This window comes from Amaricoccus solimangrovi, from assembly GCF_006385685.1.
Lineage (GTDB): Bacteria > Pseudomonadota > Alphaproteobacteria > Rhodobacterales > Rhodobacteraceae > Amaricoccus > Amaricoccus solimangrovi.
The window spans coordinates 77,978-92,163 of record NZ_VFRP01000003.1 but is presented as its reverse complement, the minus strand read 5'-3'; the positions used below and the strand labels follow the sequence as shown (position 1 = coordinate 92,163).

Here is a 14,186-nt window from a genome sequence, read left to right as displayed (position 1 = left end):
ATCGTGACCTTCTGTCTTCCCCTTTGCACAAACTGTCACGACTGTCAAACTTGGAGAGGTCAGAACGGCCGGACCACCACCATGATTGCAATCACGATGAGCGCCAGCGTCGGTATTTCATTGGCCAGACGATAGGTCCGGCCGGAGATCCGGTTGCGATCGGAGATGAAATCCCGGCCGCGGGCGCCGAGCCAACCCTGAAATCCGCTCAGGATCAGCACACAGGCTATCTTGATATAGAACCAGCCGGCCGTCCAATCAACCACCCCAGGGGTGAGAGCGAGCAGAACCCCGAGAAACCAGGTCGCACCCATGGCGGGATTCATAATATATCTCAGAAGCTTGGTTTCCATGACCTTCAGCGTTTCGGAGAGTTCGCTGCCGGAAACGCCGCGTTCGGCGTGATAGACGAAGAGTCGGGGCAGGTAGAAGAGACCTGCCATCCAGCTCACCATCGCGACGATGTGGAAGGCCTTGATCCACGGATAGGCGCTGATGAGCAGGTCGCGCATGAGGAGGTATCCTTCGGTGCCGTTTCCGGGGTCCTAGCAGGAGTGGGCGAGGACGCAAGCCGACCCTCTCCCCATCGGTTCAGGGTCTGGATTCTTGAAAATGGGTGAAGAAGGTAAGCCGGTGAATCCTGGGGATTAATCTTCGCGCAGTTTTTCCCACACAGTTTTCCACAGATGGGGAAGAAGCCGGGCGGCGTTCGGATTTCAACTGAAAGTTGTTACGGTGAGAAAAAAGTCCTTTGAGATCAGAATATTCCGGCGTGGGGCCGCGGCAATCCACAGGCTGTGAATCTCGTTGGGAACTGACTTGGCACGCGGAGGTGCGAAGTTATCCCGAGCCGGGCGAAAATTAACGCACAGCGGTGATCGCTTGTGCGTGACTCCCGAGGGAACGGGTACGGATCGACTCCGTCCCCGGCTTTCCCGCGTTCGGCCCCGCGATTTACAGAGGTTATCCCCAGAACAGTCCCCGGGATTCCGCGGGACGCTCCGCCGATCGCCGCTCTTGCACTCCGTCTCCCGAGGCTTCAGAACACGGGCCGACCCACCGGAGCGCGATTTTCGCCGATGCCAGACCAGCCGGAAGCTCCCCTGATTCTCGCGTCCAAGTCCGAGGCGCGCGCCGCGATGCTGCGCGCCGCCGGCGTCGCGGTGGAGGTGGTTCCGGCCGCGGTCGACGAGGCGGCGATCAAGCAGGGGCTGCTCGCCGAGGGCGCGGCGCCGCGCGACATCGCGGACACGCTGGCGGAATACAAGGCGCGCCGCGTCGCAGGGCGCGCTCCGGCTGCGCGGGTGCTCGGGGCGGATCAGGTTCTGGTCTGCGAGGGCCGTCTCTTCGACAAGCCGGCTTCCGCCGCGGAGGCGCGCGACCATCTCGGTTTCCTGCGCGGGCGCACGCACGAACTGCTCTCGGCCGCCGTCGTCTACGAGGGCGCGGTTCCCGTCTGGCGCCATGTCGGCCGGGCGACGCTCCGGATGCGGCCCTTCAGCGACGCCTTTCTCGACGACTATGTGGCCCGCCAGGGCGAGGGCCTCACCTCGACGGTCGGCGCCTATCGGCTGGAGGCGGAGGGCGCGCAGCTCTTCTCCCATGTGCAGGGCGACCATTTCACCATTCTCGGGCTGCCGCTGCTCGAGCTTCTCGGATTCCTGCGCACGAGGGGTTTGTTACTCGAATGAACGCGCATCGCCCGCCTCTCGCGGGGGTTATCGGCTGGCCGATCGGTCATTCCCGCTCGCCCCGGCTGCATGGCCACTGGCTCCGCCGCTACGGGATCGACGGTTATTATGTCCCGATCGGGCTCGCCCCCGAAGATTTCGCCCGCGGGCTCGCCGGGCTGCCGCTGCTCGGGTTCCGGGGCGTCAATGTCACGATCCCGCACAAGGAGGCGGCGCTCGCCGCGGCGTCCGAGGTGACGGAGCGGGCGGCGCGGGTCGGCGCGGCCAATACGCTGACCTTCCTGCCCGACGGCGGGATCGAGGCCGACAATACCGACGGCTACGGTTTTCTCGAGAACCTGCGCCAGGGCGCGCCGGGATGGGCGGCGGATCGCGGGCCCGCGCTGGTGCTGGGGGCGGGGGGTGCTTCCCGCGCGGTGGTCGCGGCGCTGCTCGAGGCCGGCGCGCCGGAGATCCGCCTCGCCAACCGCACCCGCGCCCGCGCCGAGCGGCTGGCCGGGGATCTCGGCGGGCCGGTCCGCGTGATCGACTGGGCGGACATCTCCGAGGCGGCCGACGGGGCGGCGCTGATCGTCAACACCTCCGCCCTCGGCATGGTGGGCCAGCCGCCGCTCGATATCCGGCTCGACGGGGCTCCGGGCCACGCGCTCGTCACCGACATCGTCTATGAGCCGCTGGTGACGCCCATTCTCGCGGCCGCGGCCGCGCGGGGCCTTCGCGTGGTCGACGGGCTCGGGATGCTGCTGCACCAGGGGGTTCCGGGTTTCGCGCGCTGGTTCGGCAAGACCCCGCTGGTCGACGCCGATCTGCGCGAGGCGGTGCTGGGCCGGCGATGACGGCGCGGGACCGGCCCTTCCTTCTCGGCCTGACGGGTTCCATCGGCATGGGCAAGTCGACGACGGCGGAGATGTTCCGCGCGGCGGGCGTCCCGGTCTGGGACGCGGACGCGGCGGTGCACCGGATCTACCGCCCCGGCGGACCGGGCGCCGCCGCGCTGGCGCCGCTCGTTCCCGGGGCGGTCACGCCCGACGGCGGGGTCGAGCGCGGCGCGCTTCGCGGCGCGCTCGCCGAGGATCCGGGATTGCTCGGCCTGATCGAGGAGCGGATACACCCGCTGGTCGCCGAGGATCGCGCGGATTTTCTCGCGCGCGCCGCGGCGCCGCTCGTCGTCTGCGACATTCCGCTGCTCTTCGAGACCGGGGCCGATACCTGGCTCGACGCGGTTCTCGTCGTCACCGCGCCGCCGGAGGTCCAGCGGGCGCGCGTCATGGCGCGGCCCGGAATGACGGCGGCGGAATTCGACCGTTTCCTCGCGCGCCAGATGCCCGACGCCCGGAAGCGCGCGCGCGCCGATTACCTCATCGACACCTCGCTCGGCCTTGATCATGCCCGCGCCGAGGTCCACTCCCTGATCGCCCGGCTGAGCGGATCCCGACATGCGTGAAATCGTCCTCGATACCGAAACCACCGGCTTCGATCCCGAATCCGGCGACAGGATCGTCGAGATCGGCGCGGTCGAACTGCTGAACCATCTGCCGACGGGGCAGGTCTTCCACGTCTACGTCAACCCTCAGCGCGACATGCCCGCGGAGGCTTTCGCCGTTCACGGCCTCTCCGCCGAGTTTCTCGCGGACAAGCCGGTCTTCGCCGAGGTCGCCGCCGATTTCCTCGCCTTCGCCGGCGATGCCCGGCTGGTGATCCACAACGCCGCCTTCGACATGAAATTCCTGAACGCGGAGCTTCGCTGGGCCGGGCACCGGGAGATCGCCGTCGCGCGCGCGGTCGATTCGCTCGACATGGCGCGCCGCCGCTTTCCCGGGGCGAACAACACGCTCGACGCGCTCTGCCGCCGGTTCGGCATCGACAATTCCGCGCGCGAGAAACACGGCGCGCTGCTCGATTCCGAACTGCTGGCGGAGGTCTATCTCGAACTCGTCGGCGGGCGGCAGCCCGGGCTTGTGCTGACCGTCGGGGGCCGCGGCGCCGGGGAGACGGTCGCGACGGTTTATACGCCTCCGCCGCGGCCCCGGCCGCTCCCGCCCAGAATCACCCCGGAGGAGCGCGCCGCGCACGCGGCCTTCGTCGCCGAACTCGGCGAGGCGGCGCTCTGGTCCCGGCCCGGCTGAGCCGGGACGGGCTTGCCCGGATGATCAGGCCTGCGCGGGCGTGGCCTGGGCCGCCTGCCGCCGCGCCAGTTCCGCGCGGTAGAGGCCGAGGAAGTCGATCGGCTCGAGATTGAGCGGCGGGAAGCCGCCGTCGCGCGTGACGTCGGAGATGACGCGCCGCGCGAAGGGGAAGATGAGCCGCGGGCATTCGATCATCATCAGCGGATGCAGCTGGTCCTGCGGCATGTTCTGGATCAGGAACAGCCCGGCGTAGTCGAGCTCGACGATGAAGACCGGCGCGTCCTGGATCGCGCTGTTGACCGTCAGCTTGATCGCGACCTCGTAGCGATCCTCGCCGCGGCCGGTCGCCTCGACATTGACCTTGATCGAGATCTCCGGCGCGCTTTCCGGCGAGGCGACGCCCTTCTGGGCGGCGATGTTCTCGAAGGACAGGTCCCGGACATACTGGGTCAGGATGCTGAGGCGCGGCTGCGCCTGGGCCTGCTGGGCCGCGTTGTCCTGGGCGCCGTTTTCCTCGGCCATGGCAGTTCCTTTCTTCTGGCAGGGCTTGTCTGCGTCGCGCCGGGTCTAGCATGCCGCCCATGGCGTCACAACGCGGGGAGCCCGGGGGAATCGCGCCGAGCGGCCAAGGGGCGCCCGCCAGAGGCGCGGATCGCGAAACGCGCCGCGGGCGCGCCGTTGGCCACGATCGCGGCCGCCGACGCGGCGCCCCCGCCCGGAGGGCCATCCTCAGTGCGGGCGGGTCCAGCCGGAGGCGCCCCGGCGCGGGTGATCCCCGCCATCCGTCTCGTGTTCCTCGATCACCTCGTATTCGGCGTCGATCGTGCCGGGCTGGCCCGGCCGGCCCGGCCGGGAGGCGCCGGGGCGGGGGGGCATCGGTCCGGCCCGGCGGAAGCGCGCCGCGCGGACCGTCATCCCGCTCGCGCCCCGGCCGATCAGCCAGCGCCGGATCGGGGGGATCAGCAGCAGGATCCCGCAGGCGGAGGTGAAGAAGCCGGGGATGATGAGCAGGATGCCCGCGATCATGACGAGCGCGCCATGGGCGAGGGGACCGGCGGGGTCGCCGCCCCGTTCCATGCTCTCGCTCAGCCGCATGAGCGCCTGTGTTCCCTGGCGGCGCATCACCGCCATGCCGCCGAGGCTCGAGGCGATCACCAGTGCCAGCGTCGGCCACAGACCGATGGCGCCGCCGATCTGGACGAACAGCGCGATCTCGATGAGCGGCAGGCTGACGAGCAGAAGCAGGAGCGGCATGAACTTGGGTTCCCCCTTGGCTGGTTGGCCGGCGCATCGGTGGACTCGGCGCCTGGCAGTCCCTACATAAGATCGGCACCGCGCCGACGCCACGCCCGGCGGTGAATTAGAATGAAAGGTCACTACCCGGATGGGTTCGCAGATGATCCAGATCATAATCCTCGCGGCGATCGCGCTGTTCCTCGTGCTGCGCCTTCGCAGCGTCCTCGGAACGCGCGCGGGCTACGAGAAACCGACGGAGCCGCTGCCGACCCCCGCGCCGAGGGAGCGTCCGTCGCTCGACGTGATCGAGGGCGGCGGGCCCGACCGGGACATCTCCGATTTCATCGAACCCGAGAGCGACGCGGGCAAGGCGCTGGCCGAGATGAAGCGCGTGGACCGTTCCTTCACCGTCGCGCAATTCACCCACGGTGCGCGCCAGGCCTATGAAATGCTCGTCATGGCCTTCGAGACGGGCGATATCGACACGTTGCGCCAGTTCCTCTCCCCCGAGGTCTTCGCCACGTTCGAGGGTGCGATCAAGGCGCGCGAGGCCCGTGGCTACGTGGTCGAGGCGAACTTCCAGGGCGTGAGCGAGGTGAAGCTCGCCGACGCGCGTTTCGATCCCGCGACGAAGGAAGGCGAGATCACGATGCGCTTCCTGGGCGAGCTGACCTCGGTCGTGCGCGACAAGGAGGGCCGCGTCGTCGAGGGCGCGCCGAACGAGCTCCGGCGCCAGCGCGACATCTGGACCTTCGGCCGGGTGATGACCTCGGACAATCCGAACTGGCTTCTGACCGGCACCGCCGGCTGATCCGGGACCCGATCGATGGGGCGCGGGCGGCGCGATCTGACCGAGGGCGAAAGGGCCCTGTGGCAACAAGTCGCGGACAGCGCCCGGCCGCTCCGCTCGGGCACGAGCCTGCCCGCGCTCGAGAGCGCGGAGGCGACGCCGCTTCCCGATCCCGTCGCGCCGCGCGCCGCCGCGCTGCCCGCCGTCCGGATGCCGGCGGGGCGGCGCGTCGCGCGGCCCCAGCCGCCCTCGGCCACCTTCGACCTCGCGCCCGACCCGCATGCCGCGCTCGACCGGGCGCATCCGGACATGGATCGGCGCCGCTTCGAGAGCCTGCGCCGGGGGCGTCTCGCGCCCGAGGCGCGGCTCGACCTGCACGGAATGACCGCGGAACGCGCGCATGGCGCGCTGATGTCCTTCATCCTCGGCGCTCAGGCGGGCGGATTGCGGCTCGTCCTCGTCATCACCGGCAAGGGGCGGCCGCCCGAGGAAAGCGGCTTCCTCGAGCGCCGGGGCATCCTGCGTCACAACGTGCCGCACTGGCTGAACGCCCCGCCGCTCGGCCCCTGCGTGCTTCAGGTCGCGCCCGCGCATCGCAAGCATGGCGGGGGCGGGGCCTATTATGTCTATCTGCGCCGCCGACGCTGAGGGCGGGGATTGACGCCTCCGGCCGGATTGTGAAGCTCACGGGCGCGCCGGCGGCGTCGCGGGCGGGTGACAGGCATGCGAGACGAGCTTGTGGAGTACGAGATGATCGATGAGGCGTTGAACGAGCGCTATGTCCAGGCGCGGGAGATCGCCGCCCGCGCCGGCGCGCTCGCGCTGGTCTACTGGCAGAGCCGTGACCAGCTGGTGATCGAGTCGAAGGCCAGCCTGCAGGACATCGTCTCCGAGGCGGATCGGGCGGTCGAGAGCAAGATCCGCGAGGATGTCGCGAAGAGCTTCCCCGAGGACGGTTTCCTCGGCGAGGAATTCGGCGATACGCCCGGAACCTCCGGCTTCACCTGGGTGATCGACCCGATCGACGGCACCTCGCCCTTCCTGCACGGCATGCCGAACTGGTGCGTCGCGATCTGCCTGCTGCGCGACGGCGAACCGGTGGTGGGAGTGATCTCCGTGCCGACGCAGGCGGAGGATTTCGCGGCGCTCGCCGGGGGAGGGGCGACGCTGAACGGGGTCCCGCTCCGGATTCCCGCCGATGTGACCTTGGGCAATGCGACGACCGGCGTCGGCGCGAGTCAGTACAGCGAGCCCGGGCGAACAGCCGAGATCGTGCGCGAGCTGACGGCGCGCGGCGGGGTGCTGTTCAACAACGGCTCCGGCGCGCTGATGCTCGCCTATGTCGCCGCGGGCCGGCTGGCGGGCATCGTCTCGGAATACATGAATGCCTGGGACTGCCTCGGCGGCCTTCTGATCGTGCGCGAGGCCGGCGGCAGGACCGCGAAGTTCCGCGCCGACGGCGACTTCTCGAAGCCGGACCGCGTGCTCGCGGCGGTCCCGGCCGCCTGGGAGCCGCTCGCCGCGATCATGGACCGGCGATGAGCGGCGCGGCCCGTCCGGGAGAGACCCTCGCCGAGGGTCCGTTCGCGCGGGACGCGTGGCTCACCTTCATCGGCCGGTTGCGCACGCCCTGGACGACGCGGGGCGACTGCCCGCGGCAGGGATCGCTCGACGGGCCCGAGTGCCGGGTGGAGGTCTTCCCGCGCTGGCAGCCGGCGCTGGAGGGGCTCGAGCGATTCGGGGAGATCGAACTGCTCTACTGGATGGACCAGGCGTCCCGCGACCTGTTGACGCAGTGCCCCGCCCATCTGCCGGAGCCGCGCGGCACGTTCGCGCTGCGCTCCCCGGCGCGGCCAAATCCGATCGCGACCTCCCGGGTCCGGCTGGTCGGCGTGGCGGGCCGGGTGCTCACGGTGCGGGGGCTCGACTGTCTCGACGGCACCGCGCTCCTCGACATCAAGCCCGACCGCTGCGCCTTTTCTCGGAAGGGCTGAGCGCGTCAGCCGGGCGTGACGTCGTGCCGCGCCAGCGGCGCCCAATCCCGGATCGGGCCGATCGCGGTCGCTCCGGTCCCGGCGGGGTCCGCGCGGGACGGCCAGGCGCGGATCGGCGCCACATCCGCCCGGGCGGTCGTCTCGGTGCGCGGTTGCTCGCAGGCCGCGCCGCTGGCGCAGGGCCTGGGGAAGAGGCGTGCGTCGACCTGCTCCATGCCACCCTGGAATGCCGGCGCGCCGTGCCTCATTCCCCCTCCGCTCATCGAGAGCATGGCGACGAGGAGGGCGGTGGAGGCGAATCCGAAGGCGTAGCCGCGGACGAAGGTCGCGTCGGTCATGGGATCATTCCTTCCTGTCTCGGTTCTGATTGAAGGGCGGCGGCGGGGCCAACCCCTTGGGAATGCGGACGGAGAGGCTTGAAATCGCCCGGGGCGCGAGGGCGGACGCGGGATGCCCCGGAGCAGGGTCAGGACTGGGCGGCCATGCTGTCGCCGAGGCGGGCGAGCAGCGTCTCGTAGGAGGACATGACCGGCCCGAATCCGGGGTCGAAGAAGTCGCGGTAGAAATAGGGCATCCGGTAGAGGCGTCCGGAGCAGTCGTCCATCATCTCCTCGACGCGCTCTCCGAGCAGCGCCTCCTCTGGGAGACGGACGTACAGCGTTTCCTCGTCGTTCTGGACGAAGGCGATCCGCTTCACGCGGCGCGGGATCACCGCGATGCCGGCCAGCTGGCGGGCGAGTTCGGCGACCGAGGTCGGGCGGCTCGTCGGATCGCGCGTCCATTCGACCATGAGCTTGCCGAGCTCGATATAGTCCGCGACTTCGATCGTCGGGCGTTCGGGCTGCTTCACATTGATGTCGAACACGGGGGTAGGCTCCATTCACGGGGTTGTTCGGACCGGCTCCGGGGCCGGATCTGCTCAGCGGAGAAGAGACCGCCGGCTCACGGCCAGGGCTCCGGTCGCGGGGCGTTCTCCGGGAGCGGCGCGGTCGGCGAAGAGGTTCGGTTTCATCGAGGTCTCCTTGTCTCTGAAACAAGAAAACCATGGACGCCGTTACAGCGGCGTGACACGAATCAGGAGTTGGAATCAGGCAATGATGGGGAGGGATCATTGCGCCAGAGGACACATTCATTCATAATTATTGAAAAGCACTAAGCGCCAGGGGACACTGGCGCCTCTCGGGGAAGAAACGCAATGGGTATACGCTCGCTCGCGCGCGAGTTGAATCTGTCCATTGGGACAGTTTCACGCGCGCTCAATGACAGACCTGACGTGAACGAGGGGACCCGCGCCCGGGTCAAGGAAGCCGCGCGGCTGCGCGGCTATGTACCGGACCAGTCGGGCCGCAGCCTGCGCAAGGGCCGCACCGGCATCGTCGCCGCGATCATTCCCGCGAGCGGGATCGGCGGCCAGTCCGACAGCGGGTTCTTCCGGACCCTGGAAGGCTGCCGCCGCGGCCTGCTCGCGCAGGAACTCGATCTCATCGTACTGTTTCGCGGCGCGGAGGAGGATCCGCTCGAGAGCCTGCGGCGCGTCGTGTCCCGCAAGCTCGCTGACGCGGTGATCATCAACCAGACCCGGCCGAACGACCCCCGGCTCGACTATCTGCGCGCGGCGGGGATCGAACATGTGGCGCTCGGCCGCGCCGGACCGGACGATCTCGGCAACTGGGTCGATTTCGATCACGCCACCGCCGGCGCCGAGGCGGCGCGGCTGTTCCTGCGCGCGGGCCATCGCGAGCTCGCGCTGGTGCTGAGTGCGTGGGAAATGCATTACGAACTGCTTCTCGCGGAGGCCTTCCGGGCGGAGGCGGCGCGATACGGGCTCGGCCCGGATTCCGTGCGGGTGGTCCGGTCCGGCCCGAACGGCCATCTGGTGGAGGAGGGCCGGGCGCTCTTCGCCTCGGCCCGGCGGCCGACGGCGGTCCTCGCGGGACACGAGAGCGTCGCCGCCGCGCTCTACGGCGATCTGGGCGGCCTCGGCCTGCGTCCGGGGGTAGATATCGGGCTCATCAGTGCCTCGCCCACCGTCGACAACCAGTCGCTTTCGCAGACGCTGACGCATTTCGACGCCGATCTTGAGGCCGCCGGGGGGGCGGTGGCGGAGCGGATCGTCGCGCTGCTGTCGGAGCCCGGCATGGCGCGCAAGCCGCTCGGCCCCGCGCTCATGCCGATGCGGCTCCGGATCCGCGACAGCCATCTTGGCGGGGTCGATGCCCGCGACCTCGCGCATTCGGCGTGAGAAAGGCTGGCGCCCGCCGGGCGCCAGCCGCTTCAGAGATAGGGGAAGCCGTAATAGCCGGCGATCCGCTTGTCGAATTCGGGATCGTTCCAGTCCGGATCCACGCCCCGCTGATAGCTCGGCGCGGCCTGAAGCTGGTCCCGCGACACGTTGACGACGTAGCCGGCCAGCTTGTCGTCATAGTGCAGGCTGGCCCAGGGCAGCGGATGGTAGCGCTCGCCAAGGCCGAGAAAGCCGCCGAAGGACAGGACGGCGTAGATCGCATTGCCCTTCCGTTTCGACAGCACGATGTCGTCGATGTGACCGATATGCTCTCCGTCGGGGCTGAACACATCGGTGCCGTTCACGGTCGTCGCGCGGATATGGTCATGCGCGTTTGTCAGCGCGGTTTCGTCTTCCAGCATCGGACTGCTCCGTTCGTTCGCATGCCCGGAGAACGCCGTCGGCGCGACGGGGGTTCCGCGCGGGAAACACGCCCCGAAGGCGCCGCGTCAGCCGGGCGAGCGGTCCCGGGGCCGGGACGACGGGGCGCGGCGGCGCCGGCGGAGCGCATTCCACCACATCCGGCAGCACCGCGTCCGCCCAGGCTCCCGCCGGCAGACGCGGAGCTTGCGCGGCGAGGGGGGGTACGGCCGCCGCGCGCTCCGGAGAGGAAGCGGAGCGATCCCGGCGCGCCATCATCGCAAGCGCCGCCTCGGGGATGGATCCGGCCTGATGCTCGAAGCTTTCCATAGCGAAACTCCCGATACAATAGGCGACTAATACGACAGATTTTATCGTGATTTGCAAGCGCGGCGCCCGGCTCGGCGGAAATCGGCTTCGGGCAGGCGGGGGGCCGGCCGCGCCGGAGCGCGGCCAGCGGTGTCACGCCTCGGCGGGGACGGGATCGGCGCCTCGGCGGCGGCCCGCGCCGAAGAGCCGGGTCACCAGGACGAAGAAGGTCGGGACCAGCAGCACGGTCAGCAGCGTGCCGGTGACCGTGCCGCCCAGCGTCGCCACGCCGATCGCCCGCCGGGCGCCGGATCCCGCGCCGGTCGAGAGCACGAGCGGCAGCACGCCGAGCGAGAAGGCCATCGAGGTCATCAGGATCGGCCTGAACCGGGTCCGGGCCGCGTGGATCACCGCGTCGAAGACCCGGGCGCCGGCCTCCACCTGTTCGCGGGCGAATTCGACGATCATGATCGCGTTCTTGCCGGTAAGCCCGACGACCGTCAGCAGGCCGACCTGGAAATAGACGCCGTTCGCCGATCCGCCGAGCCGCGCGCCGATGAGCGCGCCGAGGATGCCGACCGGCAGCGCGAGGATGACCGCGAAGGGGATCGACCAGCTCTCGTAGAGCGCCGCGAGGCAGAGGAAGACCGCCGCGATCGAGAGCGCGTACAGCATCGGCGCCTGATCGCCCGATTCCCGCTCCTCGAGCGACAGGCCGGTCCAGGCGATGTTGTAGCCCGGCGGCAGCTGTCCGGCCAAGCGTTCGACCTCCGCCATCGCCTCGCCGGTCGAGACGCCATCCGCCGGCGTGCCCTGCAGTTCCATCGCGGCGAGGGCGTTGTAGCGGTTGACGCCCTGCGGCCCCGAGGTCCAGTCGCTGGTGGTGAAGTTCGAGAAGGGCACGAGATCGCCCGACTGGTTCGGGATGCGCCAGCGGTTGATGTCCTCCGGGATCGCCCGCGCCCAGGGCTCGCCCTGGATGTAGACGCGCTTGATCCGGCCGCGGTCGACGAAGTCGTTCACATAGGTGCCGGCCCAGGCGGTCGAGAGGAAGGCGCCGACATCCGCCGCCGTCACCCCGACCGCGCCCGCCTTGCGCCAGTCGATGTCGAGCTGGTACTGCGCCGCGTCCTCGAGCCCGTTCGGGCGGATCGACTGGATGAGCGGGCTCTGCGACAGGAGGCCCATCAGCTGGTTGCGCGCGGTGAGGAGCTGCTCGTGGGTCTGGCCGCTCCGCGCCTGCAGGAAGAAGTTGAAGCCGCTGACGTTGCCGAGCTCGGTCACCGCCGGCGGTACGACCGGGAAGACCATCGCGTCGCGGATCTGGCTCAGGGCGCCGAAGGCGCGGCCGGCGATCGCCTGCGCCGACTGGCCGGGATCGGGCCGCTCCTCCCAGTCCTTCAGCTTCACGAAGGCGAGGCCCATGTTCTGCCCGGATCCGCCGAAGGAGAAGCCCGTCACGCCGAAGACCGAGGAGACGTTCGCCGCCTCCTTCTCGAGGAAATAGTCCTGCACCTGGCTGACGACATTGTCCGTGCGCCCGGCGGTGGCGCCGGAGGGGCCCTGGATCAGCGTCAGCAGGATGCCCTGGTCCTCGTCGGGCAGGAAGGCGGTCGGCGTCTTCACGTAGAGATAGCCCATCGCGCCGACGAGCAGCAGGTAGACGAGCATGATCCGGAACGGCCGGGCCACGGTCCAGCGGTTGGTCCGCGAATACCGGCGCGTCACCCATTCGAAGAAGCTGTTCCACCAGCGGAACGGCGCCAGCGGCCGATGGTCATGCGCCTTCGGCTTCAGGATCGTGGCGCAGAGCGCCGGGGTGAGGGTGAGTGCCACGAGCACCGACAGTGCCATGGCGGAGACGATGGTGACCGAGAACTGGCGGTAGATGACGCCGGTAGAGCCGCCGAAGAAGGCCATCGGCACGAAGACCGCCGAGAGCACGAGCGCGATGCCGATCAGCGCGCCGGTGATCTGGTCCATCGACTTGCGCGTCGCCTCGAGCGGGCCGAGCCCCTCCTGCTCCATGATGCGCTCGACATTCTCGACCACGACGATCGCGTCGTCGACGAGCAGGCCGATCGCGAGCACCATGGCGAGCATCGTCAGCGTGTTGATCGAGAAGCCGAAGGCGGCCATGATCCCGAAGGTGCCGAGCAGCACCACGGGGACCGCGAGCGTCGGGATCAGCGTCGCGCGGATGCTCTGCAGGAACAGGAGCATCACCAGGAAGACGAGCACGATCGCCTCGATCAGCGTATGCACCACCGCCTCGATCGAGATCGAGATGAAGGGCGTCGTGTCGTAGGGGATCACGTAGTCCACGCCGTCGGGGAAGAACGGCTTCATCGCCTCGAGCCGCTCCTTCACGAGGTCGGCGGTGTCGAGCGCGTTGGCGCCGGAGGCGAGCTGGATCGCCATGCCGCTCGCCGGCCACTTGTTGAAGCGCGAGATCGTGTCGTAGCTCTGCGCGCCGATCTCGACGCGGGCCACGTCCTTCACGAGGACGAGGCCGCCGTCGGTCTCGGCCCGGACCACGATCTGCTCGAAATCCCGGGGCGTGGAGAGGAGCGACTGCGCCTTCACCGTCGCGTTGAGCTGCTGGCCGTCGGGCGCGGGCAGCGAGCCGAAGGAGCCGGCGGAGATCTGCTGGTTCTGCGCGGAGACCGCGTTGATCACGTCCGAGGGCGCGAGATCGTAGGCGGCGAGCTTCGAGGGATCGAGCCAGATCCGCATCGCATATTGCGAGCCGAAGACCTGGACGTTGCCGACGCCGGGCACGCGGCTGAACTCGTCCACCATGTTGGAGACGAGATAGTCGGCGAGATCCGCCTGGTCGACCGAGCCGCTCTGCGAGGTGAGGCCCACCACCATCAGGAAGCCCTGCGCGGCCTTCTGCACCGTCACGCCCTGCCGCTGCACCTCGTCGGGCAGGAGCGCGGTCGCCTGGCTGACCTTGTTCTGCACCTGCACCTGGGCGATGTCGGGATCGGTCCCGGTCTCGAAGGTGAGCGTGATCGTCACCCGGCCCTGGGAGGTCGAGCTCGAACTCATGTATCTCAGCCCGTCGATCCCGGTCATCTGCTGTTCGATGATCTGGGTGACGGTATTGGTCACGGTCTCGGCCGAGGCGCCGGGATAGGTCGCGTTGATCCGGACCGAGGGCGGGGCGATCGTCGGGTACTGCGAGACCGGCAGGGTCATGATCGACAGGATGCCGGCGCCCATGATGATGATCGCGATCACCCAGGCGAAGATCGGTCTGTCGATGAAGAAGCGGGCCATCGGCTACTCCGGGATCGGGTCGGGGACGGATCGCGCCCGGGCGGGCGGAAACCGGGAAGCCCCGGATTGCTGTTTCACGGGAGGGAGCGGCGCGGGGTCTCTCGGGATCCC

At 69.3% G+C, this 14,186-nt stretch carries 16 protein-coding genes; 9 read left to right on the top strand and 7 right to left on the bottom strand.

Annotated elements, in window-relative coordinates; genetic code table 11:
* Positions 1-59: 59 nt before the first annotated feature.
* Positions 60-512: a protoporphyrinogen oxidase HemJ gene (gene hemJ, locus FJM51_RS05050; protein WP_140453033.1), complete on the bottom strand. Its 453-nt coding sequence runs from the start codon at positions 510-512 to the stop codon at positions 60-62.
* Between the two features lie 567 nt (positions 513-1,079).
* On the opposite strand from hemJ, the gene FJM51_RS05045 reads away from it, so the two are divergent.
* Genes FJM51_RS05045 through dnaQ form a run of 4 tightly spaced genes read left to right on the top strand, consistent with a single transcriptional unit; the run spans position 1,080 to position 3,817 of the window.
* Entirely contained in the window at positions 1,080-1,691 is a 612-nt protein-coding gene (locus FJM51_RS05045; protein ID WP_140453032.1) for a Maf family protein, read from the top strand.
* Positions 1,688-2,527, top strand: a complete 840-nt coding sequence (locus tag FJM51_RS05040) for a shikimate dehydrogenase (RefSeq protein ID WP_140453031.1) — start codon at positions 1,688-1,690, stop codon at positions 2,525-2,527. The genes FJM51_RS05045 and FJM51_RS05040 overlap by 4 nt, the downstream gene beginning before the upstream one ends.
* Positions 2,524-3,135: a dephospho-CoA kinase gene (gene coaE / locus FJM51_RS05035; protein ID WP_140453030.1), complete on the top strand. Its 612-nt coding sequence runs from the start codon at positions 2,524-2,526 to the stop codon at positions 3,133-3,135. The genes FJM51_RS05040 and coaE overlap by 4 nt, the downstream gene beginning before the upstream one ends.
* The gene (dnaQ, locus tag FJM51_RS05030; RefSeq protein ID WP_140453029.1) at positions 3,128-3,817 is read left to right on the top strand and encodes a DNA polymerase III subunit epsilon; all 690 of its coding nucleotides are present in this window, start codon (positions 3,128-3,130) and stop codon (positions 3,815-3,817) included. Before coaE ends, dnaQ begins: the two co-directional genes overlap by 8 nt.
* A gap of 24 nt (positions 3,818-3,841) precedes the next feature.
* On the opposite strand, the gene secB is transcribed toward dnaQ, so the two are convergent.
* Both secB and FJM51_RS05020 read right to left on the bottom strand, forming a co-directional pair.
* A complete protein-coding gene (secB, locus tag FJM51_RS05025; protein ID WP_140453028.1) occupies positions 3,842-4,339 on the bottom strand; it encodes a protein-export chaperone SecB in 498 nt (165 codons plus the stop codon).
* 207 nt (positions 4,340-4,546) lie between these two features.
* Positions 4,547-5,071 carry an FxsA family protein gene (locus FJM51_RS05020; RefSeq protein ID WP_140453027.1) on the bottom strand — a complete coding sequence of 175 codons (525 nt, stop codon included), beginning with the start codon at positions 5,069-5,071 and terminating at the stop codon, positions 4,547-4,549.
* Positions 5,072-5,201: 130 nt separating this feature from the next.
* Here FJM51_RS05020 and FJM51_RS05015 point away from each other — a divergent pair, with 130 nt between their 5' ends.
* The 4 genes from FJM51_RS05015 (at position 5,202) to tsaA (ending at position 7,837) form a co-directional block, all read left to right on the top strand.
* The gene (locus FJM51_RS05015; RefSeq protein WP_140453026.1) at positions 5,202-5,864 is read left to right on the top strand and encodes a Tim44/TimA family putative adaptor protein; all 663 of its coding nucleotides are present in this window, start codon (positions 5,202-5,204) and stop codon (positions 5,862-5,864) included.
* A 15-nt stretch (positions 5,865-5,879) separates the two neighbouring features.
* Positions 5,880-6,491, top strand: a complete 612-nt coding sequence (locus FJM51_RS05010) for a Smr/MutS family protein (protein WP_140453025.1) — start codon at positions 5,880-5,882, stop codon at positions 6,489-6,491.
* A gap of 75 nt (positions 6,492-6,566) precedes the next feature.
* Positions 6,567-7,385, top strand: coding sequence for an inositol monophosphatase family protein (locus FJM51_RS05005; RefSeq protein WP_233712984.1), 819 nt, complete (start codon positions 6,567-6,569; stop codon positions 7,383-7,385).
* Positions 7,382-7,837, top strand: coding sequence for a tRNA (N6-threonylcarbamoyladenosine(37)-N6)-methyltransferase TrmO (gene tsaA / locus FJM51_RS05000; RefSeq protein WP_140453024.1), 456 nt, complete (start codon positions 7,382-7,384; stop codon positions 7,835-7,837). Before FJM51_RS05005 ends, tsaA begins: the two co-directional genes overlap by 4 nt.
* A 5-nt stretch (positions 7,838-7,842) precedes the next feature.
* On the opposite strand, the gene FJM51_RS04995 is transcribed toward tsaA, so the two are convergent.
* Together FJM51_RS04995 and FJM51_RS04990 are read right to left on the bottom strand one after the other, a co-directional pair.
* A complete protein-coding gene (locus FJM51_RS04995) occupies positions 7,843-8,175 on the bottom strand; it encodes a hypothetical protein (protein ID WP_140453023.1) in 333 nt (110 codons plus the stop codon).
* Positions 8,176-8,303: 128 nt separating this feature from the next.
* Positions 8,304-8,702 (bottom strand): hypothetical protein, encoded by a 399-nt coding sequence (locus FJM51_RS04990; protein ID WP_140453022.1) that lies wholly within the window; start codon positions 8,700-8,702, stop codon positions 8,304-8,306.
* A gap of 330 nt (positions 8,703-9,032) precedes the next feature.
* On the opposite strand from FJM51_RS04990, the gene FJM51_RS04985 reads away from it, so the two are divergent.
* Positions 9,033-10,079 carry a LacI family DNA-binding transcriptional regulator gene (locus FJM51_RS04985; protein ID WP_140453021.1) on the top strand — a complete coding sequence of 349 codons (1,047 nt, stop codon included), beginning with the start codon at positions 9,033-9,035 and terminating at the stop codon, positions 10,077-10,079.
* 32 nt (positions 10,080-10,111) lie between these two features.
* Here the strand turns inward: FJM51_RS04985 and FJM51_RS04980 are convergent, their stop codons facing one another.
* A complete protein-coding gene (locus FJM51_RS04980; protein ID WP_140453020.1) occupies positions 10,112-10,483 on the bottom strand; it encodes a PRC-barrel domain-containing protein in 372 nt (123 codons plus the stop codon).
* 460 nt (positions 10,484-10,943) lie between these two features.
* Positions 10,944-14,075 (bottom strand): efflux RND transporter permease subunit, encoded by a 3,132-nt coding sequence (locus FJM51_RS04975; protein ID WP_140453019.1) that lies wholly within the window; start codon positions 14,073-14,075, stop codon positions 10,944-10,946.
* Positions 14,076-14,186: the final 111 nt, after the last annotated feature.

Coding starts and splice junctions, on each gene's coding strand:
- FJM51_RS05005 (WP_233712984.1), top strand. CDS start 6,567: ATGCGAGACGAGCTTGTGGAGTACGAGATGATCGATGAGGCGTTGAAC.
- coaE (WP_140453030.1), top strand. CDS start 2,524: ATGACGGCGCGGGACCGGCCCTTCCTTCTCGGCCTGACGGGTTCCATC.
- FJM51_RS04975 (WP_140453019.1), bottom strand. CDS start 14,075: ATGGCCCGCTTCTTCATCGACAGACCGATCTTCGCCTGGGTGATCGCG.
- dnaQ (WP_140453029.1), top strand. CDS start 3,128: ATGCGTGAAATCGTCCTCGATACCGAAACCACCGGCTTCGATCCCGAA.
- hemJ (WP_140453033.1), bottom strand. CDS start 512: ATGCGCGACCTGCTCATCAGCGCCTATCCGTGGATCAAGGCCTTCCAC.
- FJM51_RS04985 (WP_140453021.1), top strand. CDS start 9,033: ATGGGTATACGCTCGCTCGCGCGCGAGTTGAATCTGTCCATTGGGACA.
- FJM51_RS05040 (WP_140453031.1), top strand. CDS start 1,688: ATGAACGCGCATCGCCCGCCTCTCGCGGGGGTTATCGGCTGGCCGATC.
- tsaA (WP_140453024.1), top strand. CDS start 7,382: ATGAGCGGCGCGGCCCGTCCGGGAGAGACCCTCGCCGAGGGTCCGTTC.
- secB (WP_140453028.1), bottom strand. CDS start 4,339: ATGGCCGAGGAAAACGGCGCCCAGGACAACGCGGCCCAGCAGGCCCAG.
- FJM51_RS05045 (WP_140453032.1), top strand. CDS start 1,080: ATGCCAGACCAGCCGGAAGCTCCCCTGATTCTCGCGTCCAAGTCCGAG.
- FJM51_RS05020 (WP_140453027.1), bottom strand. CDS start 5,071: ATGCCGCTCCTGCTTCTGCTCGTCAGCCTGCCGCTCATCGAGATCGCG.
- FJM51_RS04995 (WP_140453023.1), bottom strand. CDS start 8,175: ATGACCGACGCGACCTTCGTCCGCGGCTACGCCTTCGGATTCGCCTCC.
- FJM51_RS05015 (WP_140453026.1), top strand. CDS start 5,202: ATGGGTTCGCAGATGATCCAGATCATAATCCTCGCGGCGATCGCGCTG.
- FJM51_RS04980 (WP_140453020.1), bottom strand. CDS start 10,483: ATGCTGGAAGACGAAACCGCGCTGACAAACGCGCATGACCATATCCGC.
- FJM51_RS05010 (WP_140453025.1), top strand. CDS start 5,880: ATGGGGCGCGGGCGGCGCGATCTGACCGAGGGCGAAAGGGCCCTGTGG.